At 47.0% G+C, this 16,992-nt stretch carries 7 protein-coding genes; all 7 read right to left on the bottom strand.

Annotated features, from left to right (window positions below):
- Nucleotides 1-165 precede the first annotated feature (165 nt).
- Nucleotides 166-5,289 carry an amino acid adenylation domain-containing protein gene (locus QUA42_RS11800; RefSeq protein WP_333137456.1) on the bottom strand — a complete coding sequence of 1,708 codons (5,124 nt, stop codon included), beginning with the start codon at nt 5,287-5,289 and terminating at the stop codon, nt 166-168.
- Nucleotides 5,290-5,333: 44 nt separating this feature from the next.
- On the bottom strand, nt 5,334-6,626 hold the full coding sequence (gene ectB / locus QUA42_RS11805; protein ID WP_333137457.1) for a diaminobutyrate--2-oxoglutarate transaminase: 1,293 nt from the start codon (nt 6,624-6,626) through the stop codon (nt 5,334-5,336).
- Between the two features lie 31 nt (nt 6,627-6,657).
- Nucleotides 6,658-8,076, bottom strand: coding sequence for a condensation domain-containing protein (locus QUA42_RS11810; protein WP_333137458.1), 1,419 nt, complete (start codon nt 8,074-8,076; stop codon nt 6,658-6,660).
- A gap of 6 nt (nt 8,077-8,082) precedes the next feature.
- Nucleotides 8,083-12,609, bottom strand: a complete 4,527-nt coding sequence (locus tag QUA42_RS11815) for an amino acid adenylation domain-containing protein (protein WP_333137459.1) — start codon at nt 12,607-12,609, stop codon at nt 8,083-8,085.
- A gap of 22 nt (nt 12,610-12,631) precedes the next feature.
- On the bottom strand, nt 12,632-13,681 hold the full coding sequence (locus QUA42_RS11820) for a TauD/TfdA family dioxygenase (RefSeq protein ID WP_333137460.1): 1,050 nt from the start codon (nt 13,679-13,681) through the stop codon (nt 12,632-12,634).
- 67 nt (nt 13,682-13,748) lie between these two features.
- Nucleotides 13,749-15,293, bottom strand: coding sequence for a condensation domain-containing protein (locus QUA42_RS11825; RefSeq protein ID WP_333137461.1), 1,545 nt, complete (start codon nt 15,291-15,293; stop codon nt 13,749-13,751).
- Complete coding sequence (gene panP / locus QUA42_RS11830; RefSeq protein ID WP_333137462.1) at nt 15,280-16,968, bottom strand: pyridoxal-dependent aspartate 1-decarboxylase PanP; 1,689 nt, start codon at nt 16,966-16,968, stop codon at nt 15,280-15,282. Before panP ends, QUA42_RS11825 begins: the two co-directional genes overlap by 14 nt.
- Nucleotides 16,969-16,992 lie beyond the last annotated feature (24 nt).

Raw genomic sequence — 16,992 nt, forward strand, 5'->3', positions numbered from 1 at the left:
CTTGTGGAACAGGCCGGAAAGCCTGTTCCTAAACAACTAATTGAAAATGGTGCAACATCTCAGTTAAAACAGACTATGGGAAAGGCGTTGAAGTGGCTACTACTGACAATTATAACTTCGTAGCAGAGCCGCCTCAAGCCGAATTTGCGGGATAGAATTCAGCTTTTAAATCTCTGCTTCACAGATCATTTCGCCCATCGCTACCACAATTTTGCGCGGCCCGAAAAATGGATTTCGGCTGTGAGCCGCCAACATATTATCTAACATTAATATGTCGCCAGCTTGCCAAGGGAAACTAACGGTTGCCTGCTGATAGACGGCCTGAATTTCTGCCATTACCGAGTCTTCAATAGGAGTGCCGTCACCGTAATAAACATTGCGGGGGAGGTTCTCTTCTCCAAAAACAGATAATAAGGAGTTGCGGACGGCGGGATCTAAGCAGGAAATGTGGTGCAAAGGAAGTTGGTTAAAAAATACCATCTCTCCAGTTTTGGGGTGCTTGGCGATCGCCGGTCTCCGCTTGCAAGTTCTAAGCTTATTTCCGTCTTTCCACTCAAATTCTATGCCCGCTTGACGGCAATATTGTTCCACCTCAGTTTTATGCGCCGTTTTGAAAAATTCTTGCCAGCTTACATCGAGTCCGTCGGTGTAGTTGCGGACGTACATCAGTTGCTTTTGGGCGAATTTTTCTCGGAGTTTGGGGTCGAGCAACTGGTAAACTTTCCGACAATCAACGATCGGGGTTTCGCCGCCTGACTGCGCGGGTTGAACGCAGAAAAACCAGATTTTCATTGGCCAGCGGTGCAGGTGCGAACTTTCGTTGTGAAAAAAGATGGTTTGGTCGGCAGGATAAGGGGTCGAACCGTAAACTTTGCCACCCATTCCTTCGCGCGGCAAATCTCCGTACTCGCTGAACAATTCCGGACAAATCCCCAAGGCAAACTGCTCGAAAGTAGAAACTAAGGGCTCGGTGAAGCCTCGAAACAAAATTGCACCGTGTTGCTGCAATTTGGTCTCGATCAAAGTTCGGTTGTTTTTTGCCCAATCAATGAGATCGACATCGCTGGCAGCGGGTTTAATGACTAGCGGGAATAGTTCTCCAGGCTGGAGAAATTCGGTTTTTATCAACTCGCCGTCTGGCAGAGTGACTACTTTCGGTTTAACACTCTTAAACTTGCTAAAATTAAGCTTTTCGCGCTTGACTTCTTGCATTGCTTGTTGTTCTTTTTCCGCTTCTGTGAGAATTTCTAAGTTATTTAACCGAGTCTCAGGCTCCGCCACAATGCTGTTGAGTAAGGTTTCAAAACGGCTGGACATTTGCTCGATGGCGGCGGCATCGAAAATGTCAGTGTTGTACTTCCAAGTGCCTGCAATTCCTTGCTCGGTTTCTCCTACGAAGAGAACTAAATCAAATTTGGCGATGCCGCTGTCTTGTTCTAAGGGTGTCAAAGTTAACCCGCCTAGCTCTAAAGCAGGCATGGGCATATTTTGCATGACGAATAAGACTTGAAAGAGCGGTGTTTGATTCAGGCTGCGATCGGGCCGCAATTCCTCCACCAATTTGTCGAAGGGTAAATCCTGGTGAGCGTAGGCTTTTAAGGTGACTTCGCGCACGCGATCGAGCAATTCAATGAAAGTAGGATTGCCGCTGAGATCGCCGCGCAAAAGCAAGATATTGACAAAGAAACCAATCAGAGCCTCTGTTTCCAATTGGGTGCGGTTGGCGAGGTCGGTGCCGACCACCATGTCATCCTGATTTGTCGATCGATATAGCAGCGTTTCCAGAGCAGCTAGCAACGTCATAAATAGGGTGACATTTTGTTGGCGGCTCAGCTTGTTGAGCGCGGCAGAAAGGTTTGGGGAAAGCTGGAAAGGTTGAAGGGCAGCGCGATAGGTAGAAACAGCGGCGCGCGGTTGTTTGGCAGGCAGTTGCAGCACTGGTAAGGGATTGCCTAAGTGTTGCTTCCAATAGGCAAGTTTTTCTTCTAAAACTTCCCCAGAAAGCCAGTTTCGCTGCCACACGGCATAATCGGCGTATTGGATTGAAAGTTCGGGAAGTGGGGAGGGTTTGCCAGTGCAAAAAGCTTCGTAGAGGGTTGCCATTTCCCGCACGAGTACCCCGAGAGACCAGCCATCTGCAACGATGTGATGGATGGTTAGCAATAAGATAAATTCTGTGTCGCCTAACTGTAGCAAAGTGACTCGCATTAATGGCCAGTTTGCTAAGTCAAAAGGTTGTTGCGCTTCCTCGGCGGCGAGTCGCATGGCTTCTGCTTCTCGCTGAGATTGAGGAAAGTGCTGCAAATCTATAACTGAGAGGGCGAAAGTAGGTTCGGGAATTATCAATTGAATGGGCCGCCCTTCCACCTCGCCAAAAGTTGTCCGCAAGGCTTCGTGGCGATTAATAACTGCTTGGCAACTGCGCTCTAATGCTGTTATGTCGATCGCACCTTTTAAGCGCACGGCGGCGGGGATATTGTAAGCTGGATCGCCCGGTTGCAATCGATCGACAAACCAGAGCCGCTGTTGTGCGAAAGAAAGGGGCAATTCAGGGCCTCGCGGTGCGCGATCGATGGGGGGTGCTTCCAGTTTTTGCTCGCTGCTGCTGAGAAGGGAAATGCGCTCGCTCAAACTTGCCACTGTTGGCGATTCAAATAAGACGCGCAGGGGCAATTCAATTTGAAACGCTTCTCGCAGGCGCGCGATCGCCTGAGTAGCTAATAGGGAATGTCCTCCCAATTCAAAGAAGTTATCCTCGCTGCCAATTCCCTCGACGCCTAACACTTCGCTCCAGATGCCAGCAACCATTTCCTCTATAGGCGATCGCACCGCGGAGATCGCCCTTTTTTCTGGTGCAGGCAGCGATCGGCGATCCACCTTGCCATTCGGCAAAAGCGGCAGCGCCTCCAGCAGCACGAAGGCTGAAGGCACCATATACTCGGGCAATTTTTGTTTTAAATCGCCGCATAACTCATCTGCAAGGCTCGACGATTGAAACTCTGAAACACTGTTTTCTGCCTTGTTCTCAGCGATATAGGCCACTAGGCGCTTGTTGCCGGGGCTATCTTCCCTAACGATAACTGCCGTCTCCCGCACCGCTGGATGTCGCTCCAATACAGCCTCTATTTCTCCTAGTTCGATGCGGAAACCGCGAATTTTTACCTGGCGATCGATGCGCCCTAGAAATTCGATCGTTCCATCGGGAAGCCACCGCCCTAAATCTCCGGTTTTGTACATTAAATCTTTGTCAATTCCTGGCAGCGGTTTTGCCGTATTGGGAAAGGGATTTTCAACAAAGCTTAATTGAGTATTCTTTCCATCTTTCCAATAACCCTCGCCGACGCCAAATCCCGACACGCAAATCTCTCCCGGCACTCCGATGGGTACTAACTTCATCTGAGAGTCGAGGATGTAAAGATTTAAATTGGCGAGGGGTTGGCCAATGGATAGCGATCGCTGATTTTCCGGCAAAGGTTTTTCAATAATTGCCTGCGTAATATCGTCAGCCGCTTCTGTAGGGCCATAAGCATTGACAACGCCGATAGAGGAATACAGGCGCAACCACTTATTGGCCAACTCTACCGAGACGGATTCTCCCGTTACCATCATCCATTTTAAATTGGGGAACGCTCGTTGCTGCAGCGATAATTTTGAAAGATAGTCTGTCAATCCTCGGACAACGGTGGGAACGAGTTCGACAAGGGTTAATTTTTGTTTTTGAATGACCTCAAACAATTTTTCTGGATTGCAAATTGTTTCCGCGTCGGCAATTACGGTTTTTCCGCCAATTAAAAGAGGCGCTAAAAATTGCCAAACCGAAATATCCGATGAAGCGGGAGCGCTTTGCAAAAAGGTAAATTCTTCAGTCAATCCCAGCGCCTCAAATTGGGCGTAAATGTGATTGATCGCGCCGCCGTGTCGGATAATAGCTGCCTTGGGCAATCCGGTGGAACCGGAGGTATAAATCGCGTAAGCTGGATCGGTGCCGCGATTGCTAGTTTCTAGATTGGCTGCAGGCAGTTTATCGAAATCGCGGCGATCGCATACCTGAACCTCGGCGGCGGATCTCGCCGCGCCCTCCGGCTTGACATCTAAACAAGCCAAATATTTTAACTGAGGGCAATACTCGATTTGGCTTGCCAAAATCTCTAAAAATGAAGCGTCTGTTAAGAGAATCCGCACTTCGCTGTGAGAAAGCATATAGCGAATTCTCTCCGGAGGATAAGTGCTCTCAATGGGAACGTAGACTCCCCCCGCCTTTAAAATAGCGAGAATAGCGATGAGAAAATTCGGACTCCGTTTTTGCAGAATTCCCACCAGTTGTCGATTTTTGACTCCTAAACTATGCAAAAATCTGGCGAGTTGATTCGCTTTTTCGTTCAGTTCGCGATAAGTTAACTGAGTTTCTTCAAAAACAACAGCTATTCTATCGGGCGTTTTTTCGACCTGGCTTTCAAATAAATCGTGAATCGTTCGCTCGACAGGATACTCTCTAGCATTGTCGTTAAAAGTTTCTAATAGCTGGCGGATTTCAGATTTGCTTAAAAAACTAAGATCCGCAATTTTGAGGTGAATGTTGTTGGTGACGTTTTCCAAAAGATTGACATAGTGTGCCGTCAGTCTTCTGATGGTTTCCTCTTTGAAAAGCAAGTCGCTGTACTCTATTTTGCCGACAATCCGATTGCCATCGACTTTCAAAGCAATTGTTAAATCATTGCCCAGTTCCGCGAGATCGCTTGCAGAGTGAATGTTTTCCCATAAGACGGCTACGTCAAAAATTGGACAGCGGCTCTGAGTTTCGGAAATTTTTAACAACCGCACTAATTCAGCAAACGGATAATTTTGGTGGCTGTAGGCGGCGATCGCAGTATCTTTGACTTGGAGCAGAAACTCTTTAAAAGTCAATTGAGGAGTTACAGTGGAGCGCAGCGGAACCACTCGATTAATTAAGCGAGCGCTTTTTTCTGGGTTATAAACCGGCGAGCCGACAATAATGTCCCTATTGCTCGTATATTTGTGGAGCAGGATTTTAGCGGTAGCGAGGAGAATTAGATAAATTGACAAATCGGATTTTTTCGCCAACTTAAAAATCGCTTCAGACCGTTCGCTCGACAGTTCAAAGGCGACCTCTCGCTCTTTGCCACTATCTAGCACAGGTCTTACATAATCGGCTATCAAAGTTGTCTCCGGCAGTTCCCCGGATAGCTTGTTTAACCAATAAATTTTTTGAGACAACAAGTTATCTGAAATGGGGGTAATGGGTCTAATTTGATTGGCTACGGCTATCATCGATCGTCTCCTCACATTTTAAAAATTGGAAAAAATTAGAGCAATTAGGAATTCAAGCAATCGGACAAGGCTTGTTGCAAAATCGCACAGCCTTTTTGCAAAATTGACCATTCGATAGTCAGGGGAGGCAATATTTTTATAGCCGTATCATTTCTCCCAACTCTTTCCACGATTAATCCCAACTCGAAACACCGCGAAGTTACTTTTTTAGCAAAACTAGCAGCGCCAAATTTTTCAAAATCGATGCCCCAAATTAAACCAATTCCTCGGATATTTATTTTTTCGTCGATCGGGGCAATTTCCTCCGCCAGGAACTTTTGTAAAAAGAACTCTTTCAATTGGACTTCGCGTTCGAGATTGATATTTTCTCGATACTCTAGAGCAGCGGTAGCTCCTACGAAAGCGAGTTGATTTCCACGAAATGTACCCGTATGTTCGCCCGGTTCCCAAATATCTAACTCAGGTTTAATCAACAAAAGCGACATCGGAAATCCGTAACCGCTGATCGATTTGGAGAGGATTACCATATCGGGAACGATATTAGCTCTTTCAAATGAGAAGAATGGCCCTGTCCGCCCGCAACCCACTTGAATGTCATCGCAAATTAATAAAATGTCGTGGCGATCGCACAAGTCTCTGAGTTGTTGTATCCACTCGACGGGCGCGACAATTACTCCCCCTTCAGCTTGCACGGTTTCAAAAATAATGGCCGCTGGTTTTTCGATTCCAGAATTGACATCATTTAGGACGGCTTCGATATAACCGATAGTATTAAAACTTTCCATGAACCCATAGGGATAGGGCATAAAAGTGACGTTATTTGATGTTACGCCTGCCCCCGCTCTCGCTGCGATATTGCCAGTAGCAGCTAAACTGCCTAACGTCATGCCGTGATAGGCTCCCATGAATGAGAAAATGCCCGGTCTTTTCTTGATTTTTCTGGCTAATTTCAAAGCTGCTTCAACGGCATTCGTTCCCGTTGGGCCGCAAAACTGAACTTTATAATCCAGCTTTTTCGGTTCTAAGACAGACGAAAAGAATTTTTCTAAAAATTCTTTTTTGGCTGAGGTGTGCAGATCTAATCCGTGCGCGATCGCGTCCGATGCCAGATATGCTATTACCTTCTGCTTGATATAGTCATTGTTGTGCCCGTAATTCAGCGCCCCTGCTCCTGCTAAAAAATCGATATATTCCGCTCCTGTTTCGGAATATATGATAGAATCTTTTGCCCGATGGAATACATCAGGAAAATTTCTGCAATAGCTTCTGACATTAGACTCGCGAGTTTCAAAAATATTCGCTGGCTGACTTGGCTTTTGTAGGGCGATGCGATGCATGGCAACTTTCTCACTCTAGTTAATTTGTTAGTTACGCGGCGGACAATTCAAAACTAAACGTTACTTCTCTTTCCAGACTTAACGTCATGGGATACTCGCGATCGATCGGCAACATCAAGTCCTTCAGGAGCGCGTTTGGTTGCGCCAAGATGCCCTGAATCAATCTCTCGAAATCCTCCAGAATGTGAGTAATTGTGGCTAGATCGAAGCGGCGGAAATCGTAATTGATGCCGATGCAGAACTTTAGATCCGGATACACCGCAACAGTCAGGGGATAGTTAGTCTTGTAAAAAGTCGGCGCATTGGAGAAAATCGTCGAGTTCGAGATTTCTAGATTGCCTTCCCATTTTTGCAAGAGTGAATCCACTGGCGCGTTTTCATACACCAAGATACTCTCGAACAAAGGTCTGCTTCGCGGCACTTGACTCCACCCTTGAATATCAACTAGCGGACTCCACTCGTACTGGCGCATTTCCAGTAATTGTTCTTGAAGCTGCCTCAGCCAAACTAGCAGAGATTGGTCAGAAGCTACCTCGATCCATACGGGCAAGCTATTAACAAATAGCCCAATTAGCGGCTCGTCTTGTAGTAATTCTACTGGGCGTCCCGCCACCGTACATCCATAGACTACTTTGCTCACGCCGCTGTAGTAACTGAGGAGCATCGCCCACGCTCCCTGAAATATCGTACTCAATGTAAGCTGGTGCTGCCGCGAAAAAGATTGCAGCGCTGCTGTAGTTTCTGGCGATAAATAGATTCTCTGTTCGTCGTATTTTTCCTCGGAATTGAAGGCGCTGCTAGCATCTAGATTGGTGAGGGAAGTAGGCGATCGCAATTCTCCGATCGCCTGCCGCCAGTACCTCTGGGCTTTCGCTACGTCTTGTTTTTGCAACCATTCGATGTATTCTCGGTAGGGAATGCTGGGTCCTAAATCTACCTTTTTCCCCTCACAAATTGCCTCGTAAATTTGAAGCACTTCCCCAAGAATCGTGGGGATTGACCACCCATCCATCACGATAAAATGTCTGCTCCAAATAAATTGGTAACAGTTGTCAGCGAGGCGAAACAAAGTCAGGCGCATCAAACACTCTTGGGAAAGGTCGAACCCTAAAGCGCGATCGCTATCCAGAAAATTATTTAATTGCTCCTCCTGTTCCCCAGGATTTAGCCCCCGCCAGTCGCATTGCTCTAAGGGAACTCTTACTTGCTGATATACAACTTGTAACGGTTTGTTGATATCTTGCCAGAAAAAGCCTGTCCGCAAACTCGCGTGCCGGTTCGCTACTTGCTCCCAAGCACTAGAGAAAGCGTCAATGTTGAGATTGCCGCGCAACAAAAAGGGCATTTGGAAAAAATACAGTCCCAATTCCGGAGCGAATAAGCTATGAAAGAGAATGCCTTTCTGAATCGGCGAAAGTTCGTAAATATCCTCAATGTTTTCTACTTGCATGAATTTTTACCTGCGTTGGTTGATTTTCGCTAAGAAGCGATCGAGGTCTTTTTGACTCAAATTTGCTTTTGGGAAGTCAGAAGGCGTGTAGGTTCCTGCTTCGGCAGACTGACAGTGGGCAGCAAGCGATCGCAAATTATCCACAAAATCTTTAGCTAGTTTTTCGATGGTGGTTCGCCCATAGGCTGCTTCGCTATACCTCCACTCTAATTGCAGCCTATTTTCTCGCACGCCGGAGTCAATTTCGATCGGATAGCGCCGATTTCCTGGCAGGATGCTGGGAGCGCTTTCAACTAACTCAAACGCCAAAGATTCAGGCAAAATCGGATCGAATTGCTCGCGGTAGTTAAATCTAACCGGAGATCGATCCAAGGCTTGCAGGTGCGCCGCTACTTCTGCGTCATCGCCTAAATAGCGCAGTACCCCGTAGCTAGCGCCTCGATTGGGTACGCCCCGCACCTGCTCTTTAATCGCCTTCAAAGCTTCCCCCGGCCCAGAAATTCCCTTCAAAATAAGCTGAACCGGGAAAATCGCCGTAAAGCAGCCAATAGTACGCGACAAATCGATATCTTTGGCAAAAATTTCTCGCCCCGAAGCCTCCAAATCCACCAGCAAGGAATCCGCTTTCGTCCACTGATTAAAAGTTTGCACCAATGCAGTCAGCAATACTTCGCTCGTTTGGGTTCCATAAGCTGCGGGAACTTTTTGCAGTAAAGTGCGAGTTTCTTCAACATCGAGCGAAACTAATACAATGCTCGCCTCATCATGGCTTGGAGAATCAACGGGCAGTTTCGAGACTTCTTGACGCGCAGCGAGCCAGTAATCTCGCTCTTGCTGAATTTGTGGCGACTTGCCGTACTCTTGCAGAAATTCTGACCACCGTTTAAAAGTTGCTGTTGTGGGCGGTAATTCTACGGATTTGCCCTGACTCATCTGCGCGATCGCCGCCGAAAGTTCCTCTAGCAAAATTTGCCAGGAAACGCTATCTGCCGCCAGTTGATGAATCGTTAATAGCAGGCTATTGTGTCGATCCTTTCCCTGGTCAAACAAAGCCACTCGCCAGAGAATTCCCTCGGCTGGATTCAAACTTTCTTTTAGCTCGGCTGCCGTTTTTTCTAAAGTAATTTCTCGTTGGCTCGCTGGCAACGCCGATAAATCGATGTATGAGAAAGGTTCGGTTTTAATTTCCTCTAAACTGCCATACATTTGCTCCCACCCCGATTCTGTATGGATAAATCGCAGGCGAACAATGTCGTGGCGATCGAGCAATGTTTGCACCGCTTGCTGCCATACTTGAGGAGGGATTGCCGAGTCGGTTTTAAATAAAAAGCTCTGGCATTTCCCGGAATTTTTTTCTGCTAAAATTTTCTGCTGTATTGGGAGAAGCGGCAGCAGTTTTTCAGTCGTCTCAATTCGGTCTGCAACGGCTGCAAGCTCCGCCACAGTGGGGCACTCAAACAGTTGTTTGGGCGTCACGCGCAAGCCGGCTTGATTGATTTTGGCGACGATGCGAATGCTTGATATCGAATCTCCGCCTAACTCGAAAAAGTTATCATAAATTCCTACTTTTTCGACCTCTAGCATTTGCCCCCAAATCTGGGCGATAGTTGCCTCGGCAGGCGTGCGAGGTTCTGCGAAAGTTCCTTCTAATTTCGCTCTGGCACTGTCGGGTTCTGGGAGCGATCGCCGGTCTACCTTTCCGTTAGGAGTTAAAGGCAAACTTTTGAGCGTTACAAAAGCCCAAGGCACCATGTACTCAGGCAATTTCGTCGCTAAAAAACGGCGAAGTTCGCTGCTGCTTGGTGCTTGTTTCTGATTAGAAACAAAATAAGCCACGAGGCGCTTTTCACCAGGCGCATCTTCCCGCGCCACCGCTACAGCCTGCGCGATATCTGGATGCTGCCCTAATGCTGCCTCAATTTCTCCCAATTCAATGCGGTAGCCCCGGATTTTTACTTGACTGTCAATTCGTCCGATGAATTCGATGTTTCCGTCAGGCAAATAGCGAGCCAAATCCCCAGTTTTGTACAGTCGCGCTTCCGGCGCACCGAATGGGTTCGGAATAAATTTTTCTGCCGTCAATTCTGGGCGGTTGAGATAGCCCCGCGCCAGACTGCTGCCACCGATGTGCAGTTCCCCTGGTACGCCTACTGGTACTGGCTGCAAATGGGAATCCAGTAGATAAATCTCGGTATTTGCTATAGGTCGGCCGAGTGGAACTGTCTCGGAAATTCCTTTCAATTCCTCGCCATACACTTGATAGGTGAGCACGCCCACCGTCGCTTCTGTTGGCCCGTAGTGATTGAAAATCTGGCAATCTGGATTGATTTTACGAATCTTTTCAATCAATTCCCAGCTTGCAGCTTCACCGCCTAAAATTAGCCGTCTTCGTGGCAAAATAGACTCGGCGACAGAAGAAGTTAAAAGAGCAGCAAGGTGCGAGGGAACAATCTTGAGGCAATCGATAGAATGGCGGCGGAAATATTGGGCCAGTGCTTCTGGATCGGTGGCGCGTTCTTGGGATACTATATGCAGGCATCCACCGGAACAAAGTGCCGGGAAAATCGCTGTATTGCCCAAGTCTGCGGCGAAGGTAGAAACGGTGGCAAAACTGGCACCTGATGGCAGGTTTAACCTTTCCTGAATGCTGTGCAGGTAATTAAGCAGTTGCCGGTGTTCGATCGCGACTCCCTTGGGCGTGCCAGTGGAACCGGAAGTATAGATGACGTAAGCTAAATTGTCAGAAGAGGCGCGAGGCGTGTAAGAGGCAGAATTAGTGGGAATGTCTGTATCGATGCAAACAATATTTACCTGAGTTTTCGGCAAGCTTTCAGCGAGTCGCTGTTGCGTTAGTAGCACCTGCACCTGGGCATCTTCTAGCATGAGTGCCTTGCGATCTGCTGGGGTTGCCGGGTCTATGGGTAAATACGCGGCACCTGCTTTGAGAATGCCTAGCATTCCTACAATTATTTCTAAAGAGCGATCGACGCAAATTCCAACAATTGACTCTGATTCAACTCCCAAGTTTTGCAGGTGATGGGCGAGTTGATTGGCGCGATTGTTAAGTTCTCGATAGTTAATTGTTTGGTTGTCAAAAACGACAGCAATATTATCAGGAGTGCGCTGGGCTTGTTCTTCAAAAAGCTGATGAACACATTTGTCTGTCGGGTAATCTTTCTGGGTTTGGTTGAACTCGACGAGAAGCTGGTGACGATCGCGATCGCTGAGTATATTTAATTGACTGATGGGTATTTGTGGATTTTTTAAGGCACTTTCTAACACAGCCTGGAAGTGTTGTGACAAGCGCTTGACATCTTCAGCTTCAAATAAAGCCGAATCGTAGCGAAACTCGGCGATTAAGCAATTGCCTCGTGAAAGGCCCAAAAGTTTAAGTTTGAAGGGTTCTACGCAGGCATCTTGCCGATCGAGCAAAAATGAAACGCCAGACTCGCCATATTTCTCTGGCTTTGTTTCATACCCAAAGCAGATGGGCAAAAAAGCGTTACTTTTATCGGATTCTAGAGTTTCTTCCCAGGTGAAATATTCTTGCCAAGTGTGAATATTTTTGAGATTTAGCTCAACTTGCTGCCAAATTTTGGCAAAACTGAATTCGTCTTGCAAGTCGCATTGTAGTGGTAAATAGGTACTCAACAGCCCCAGCGATCGCTCTAATTCTTCATATTTCCTGGCGTTTCCAGTTACGCCGACGATCGGGTTTGGCTGTCTGGTAAGCCGCGCAATCAGAATTTGCCAGCAAGTCAGCAGAAATGTAGACATATCGCTTTGGTGTTTTTGGGCTATCGCTTCCAGGCTGTCGAACAAATCACCCCGAATTTCCACCCTTTCTACTTGTGGCTGAAATTTCGCTTCTGAATTCTTCTTTTCCCAAGGAAACGTTAATAAATCCAAAGATTCAAGATGCAGTTTGCGCCAGTATTCTTGGCCGATTGCCGTTTCTTCTGATTCGAGCAGCTCATTTTGCCACTCAGCAATATCGGCATATTGCATTGACTCATCAGATAACTCTTCCCCGCACGCACAGGCTGAGTAGGAAAGACTGAGTTCGCGGGTAAAATTTTTCAGGGTGACGCTATCTGCAATTAAGGCCGAGAAGTTCGCCAGCAATAGGTGCTTGTCTTGGGCGAGAGTGACTAAAGAGATGTGCCAAAGTGGGCCGCGCTCAAAATCAAAAGCACGCAGGTTTAGTTGCTCAAAAAGCGCTGCGATTTTAGCTTCTTGTTCTTCGGGAGACAAACCGCTGAGATTGTGTTCCGAGATAGGAACTTCACCAGCGCTGGCGATCGCTTGCAGGGGTAGCGTCATCCCAGGCAAGCAGTGAAAGCTAGTCCGCAGGATTTCGTGCCGATTCACGACATTTTGCAGCGCACTTTTAAGAATTTCTCGATCGAGGTTTCCTGTAATTAAAATTGCACCTCGAACGCGATAAGTCTGTTTAGGATTATTTTGCTGTAACCCCCACAGGTGGCGTTGCTGTGGAGAAAGTCTAAACCCTTCGATTGTTTCCTTTTGCATATCTACTGTTCCTTTCATAGGTCTAAATGTCTTGACAGCTAAACGGTTCTGCCATCCCGACAACAACTCGACGCGAACCAGAAAATGGGGTGCGTCCGTGCGCGGTTAGCATATTATCTAGCAGCAAGACATCTCCTTCTTCCCAAAGGAAAACAGTTGTTGCTTGCTGATAGCCGCGACGAATTTCGTCTAAGATAAAATCTTCAATGGGCGAGCCATCGCCGTAATAAGCATTGCGGGGTAAATCTTCCTGTTTAAAAGAAGTTAAAAGCTCTTTGCGAACGACGGGTTCGAGATTGGAAATATGGAAGAGGTGAGCTTGATTAAACCACACCATTTCCTGCGTTTTTGGGTGCTGGGCGACAGCTTGACATATTTGCCTAGTTCTCAAGCGCTGGCCATTTTTCCATTCTAACTCAATTCCCGCTTTTTGGCAATACTCTTCTACCTCAATTTTGCTATCAGTATTGAAGACATTTTCCCAGGGTAAATCTACGCCACCGCCGTAATTTCGCACATACATAACCTTTTTTTGGGCAAACTTTTCTCTAATCTTTGAATCCAGGCTTTGAAACACTTTGCGGCTGTTAGCGATCGGAGTTTCTCCTCCCTGTTCGGCTTTCTTGACGCAGAAAAAAGCGATTTTTAGCGGCCAATTGCGAGAATAAGCCATTTCATTGTGCAGGGGGATGAATTGCTCAGCAGGATACTCGGTGGAAGTGTAGATATTTCCGCTCACCTGACTGCGCGGAGTCGAGCGAAAAGAATATTCCAACAAGTCGCCAGCAACAGTTTGAATAAACTGCTCGAAACCATTTACCCCGCCGACTTCAAAGCCTCGAAAAAGTATTCCTCCATGCTTCCATAACTGCGTTTCAATTGATGAGCGATTGTTCTGTGCCCAACCTGCGAGATTTAATTTTTCTACTGTTGGCTGAACAACTAGAGGTAGAAGGTTTTCGGGCTGGAGGTAGGCGGTTTTGACTAATTCCTCTGAGGACAGGCTGACGGCTTTGCGCCTAACCGATCCTAACTTTTGGGAATTGAGATTCTTTGTTTCTGTATTTGTCATTGTTTTTGGTTTCGTTAAAACTTTATCTCTTTTTCCCGAAAAAACCTGAGAGATTGAGCCATTATTTTCAACTTTTCATAACTTTGCGTTTAGCCATTTTTAATTTTTGAATTCCCGAAATCTGAATTTGTTTTTCCTGCTCTATTTGGTGCTGCCTTTCTGCTGCGGCAAGAATTGCTGCCAAGTCATCGAGCCTGATATCTGGCTGGATGACTATCTGGTTGAGGAGGGTTGGGAAACCTCTCACCATTCGGGCAATGGTCGCAGCCTCAAATAAGTCTGTTTTGTAGTCAAATAAGCCTTGAATTCCTTCTGAAATTTCCCAGAGAGTGAGGCTTAAGTCGTGTCTCGACATACCGACATCGAATTCCAGAATGCTCAAGGTCAAACCTCCTAACTCCAGGGGTGGCATGGGCGCATTCTGGAGTACAAACCACACTTGAAACAGCGGGTTATAGCTGAGATTTCGCTCCGGCTGCAATTCCTCCACGAGCTTTTCAAAAGGGACATCGGGGTGAGCGTAAGCTCCTACAGCTACCTCGCGTGTTCGATTGAGTAGTTCGCGGAAGGTTGGATTGCCTGCGGTGTCAATTCGCAGCACTAAAGTATTGACAAAAAATCCAATTATTTCCTCTAATTCAAGGCGGTTGCGATTGGCAATGGGAGAACCAATAGCGAGATTATCCTGGTTTATTTGGCAGGACAGCAAGGATTGAAATGCTGCCAGCAACGTCATAAATAGGGTGACATCTTGTTGCTGGGCGAGCGTTTTTAGCTTTTCAGTTAAAGAAGCAGAAATCACAAAAGATTGCTGCGACCCTCGGAAAGTTTGCACGGGAGAGCGCTCCCTATCTGTTGACAGCACAGCTAAAGCGCCTCCCAATTGCTGTTTCCAATAAGCGAGCTGTTTTTCTAATTTCTCTCCCTGGAAATGCTGCCGCTGCCAACTGGCGAAGTCGGCATACTGTACGGGAAGTTCTGGCAACGGAGAGGGTTTGTCAGTAGAAAAAGCTTCATAAAGTGCGGCTACTTCTCGCACCAATACCCCCATAGACCAACCATCAGAAATAATGTGGTGTATCGTCAGCAGCAACACATATTCTGCTGGACTAAGTTGCAGCAGAGTGCCCCGCATTAAGGGCGATCGCGTTAAGTCAAAGGGGCGTTGGGCTTCTTCAATAGTACGCTGCTCTATTTCAGCTTGCTGCTCAGTTTCTGGTAAATGTCGCAAGTTTACCACCGACAAAGCGAAATCCAAGGAAGGAGAAATCCGTTGAACAGGTTCCCCATCCACTTCTGCAAAAGCAGTCCGTAAAACTTCGTGACGCCGGACAATTTCATTGAGTGTTTGTTGCAGTGCTGACAAATTCAATTGCCCTTGCAACCGCACAGCAGCAGGAACGTTGTAGGCAGGGTTTTCGGGAGACAATCGATCGAGAAACCACAGCCGTTGCTGAGGAAAAGAAAGGGGAGCATAATTTTGCTGCGATCGCCTGGGAATGCGCTTAGATTGCTCAGCCTGTACTGCCTCTTTGCCCAATGCTTTGAGGAGGAGCGCTCGCTTCTGGGGCGAGAGGTTTTTTAGTCGTTCTGAACGATTAGTAGACATCATGATTCACCTCCTCGCAGTGGTCGCTGTTTGTGATAATTAAGGAAAGCTTTGCTGCTATTTTTAGCTGGTCGTTTAAAACAACGTTGATATCTGCTTCAGTGGTGAGGGGATTGGCAAGGACGACTCGAAAAGCAACAATGGGAATGGTTTTGCCATAACAGGTGTTTTGCACGGTTGTTCGCGATACGAAGGTGTGACCGGCTCGTCGCTGGGCCTCCTGAAGGCGCTCGTTAAATTGATTAATGAAGTGGTTGTCTGCTTCGGTTAGTTGTTTTTTGGCTGCTTTTTCGCTGAATGTTCCTGGAATGTAGCGGTATAAAAGAATATTAATTTCTGGTTCTAGCAGCAATTCAAATTCTGGATTTTCCCGAATTAAATTGGCCAAGTGCTGGGTTTTATGGATGCCGGCATCTATCAAAAACTCATAGCCTTGATGACCGATGATATTCAACGCGGCTTGCAAGAACAAACTCGCACCTGGTCGAGAGCCTTCGAGAGAGCGCTTGCCTAGATCGATGGAGTCTTTTCGCACCGTGTAGGGCGCGTGTTTTTCAATAACTTTGGCGGTTTGGGGATTGCGGAATAAAACCAGACCGATTCCCATTGGCAAATACATTTGTTTGTGTCCATCTATGGTGACGGAATCTGCTAGTTCAATGCCTGCGAATTTGTGCCGGTGACGTTCGGAAAAAAGCACGGGGCCACCCCAAGCGGCATCGACGTGAAAGTGAGCGTTTGCTTCTTGCGCGATCGCGGCTATTTCTGGAAGCGGATCGATACTTCCCGAATCGGTGCTGCCTGCAATACCGATAATTGCCAGAATGTGCAGGTTGCGATCGCGGGATTCGGCCACAGTTTGGCGCAGCGCTGCCAAATCCATGCGGTGATTGCAATCGGTGGGGATTTTTAGGAGACTGCGATCGCCAATGCCTAATAAACCGGCAGCCTTTTCAAAAGAATAGTGCATCAAATTGGAGCCGATTATCACCATTCCCTTGTAGCCGTAAAACTCTAAAGCTGCGTACAACCCTTCTTTTTCAATGCCACTAAAGTTATTTTTTGGTCCTAAAGAAGCGTTGCGAGCGCACCACAAAGCTGTGATATTAGCTAGAGTGCCGCCCGTTGTCATGATACCGAGCGTGCTGTCACTTTTTTGAATGTGCTGGTTATAAAAATCCTCAGAAAAATCGTAAATTAATCGGTGTATCATTGCCAAAGTCTGGCGCTCGCAGGGGCTTAAAACTTTGGCTGTTTCCATCTTGACTAAATTTTGATTCATCGCGGTTAACAGCTTCGCGATCGGGCGCACAAAATAGGGAAGTGCGCTCGTCATGTGACCGATATATCGGGGGGAAGATGTGTGAATGGAATGGGCAACGAGGGTTTGCGCCAAATCCTCGATATAATCCCCAACATCTGTAGGAAGGGCGGGAATTTTGTTTTCCCTAAACTCCTGAATAATTAACTCTAAGTCAAGATCTGTACTAGCGGTTTTTGCGTACAAAAAGTCTTGAACTAGGGCAGAAATTCGCTCCTCCATTGCTTCTTCTGCCAAAAATGACTTTTCTGAGGCACTGAATAGCTCCATTAACTTTTCTTCAAAGGGGGTAACAGAGGCTGTTAAGGGCTGCATTACATCTTGAGAATCTTTGGTTTTTACTGTTAGTTTATTCATCCCGCATCAATCCTGTTAAATGGG

This window comes from Microcoleus sp. Pol11C2, from assembly GCF_036701505.1.
In the GTDB taxonomy this organism is placed as follows: domain Bacteria; phylum Cyanobacteriota; class Cyanobacteriia; order Cyanobacteriales; family Microcoleaceae; genus Microcoleus.

Bases quoted from the DNA above. Each gene is read 5' to 3' on its own strand.
- QUA42_RS11825 (WP_333137461.1), bottom strand. From the start codon at position 15,293: ATGATGTCTACTAATCGTTCAGAACGACTAAAAAACCTCTCGCCCCAG.
- QUA42_RS11815 (WP_333137459.1), bottom strand. From the start codon at position 12,609: ATGCAAAAGGAAACAATCGAAGGGTTTAGACTTTCTCCACAGCAACGC.
- QUA42_RS11800 (WP_333137456.1), bottom strand. From the start codon at position 5,289: ATGATAGCCGTAGCCAATCAAATTAGACCCATTACCCCCATTTCAGAT.
- panP (WP_333137462.1), bottom strand. From the start codon at position 16,968: ATGAATAAACTAACAGTAAAAACCAAAGATTCTCAAGATGTAATGCAG.
- QUA42_RS11810 (WP_333137458.1), bottom strand. From the start codon at position 8,076: ATGCAAGTAGAAAACATTGAGGATATTTACGAACTTTCGCCGATTCAG.
- QUA42_RS11820 (WP_333137460.1), bottom strand. From the start codon at position 13,681: ATGACAAATACAGAAACAAAGAATCTCAATTCCCAAAAGTTAGGATCG.
- ectB (WP_333137457.1), bottom strand. From the start codon at position 6,626: ATGCATCGCATCGCCCTACAAAAGCCAAGTCAGCCAGCGAATATTTTT.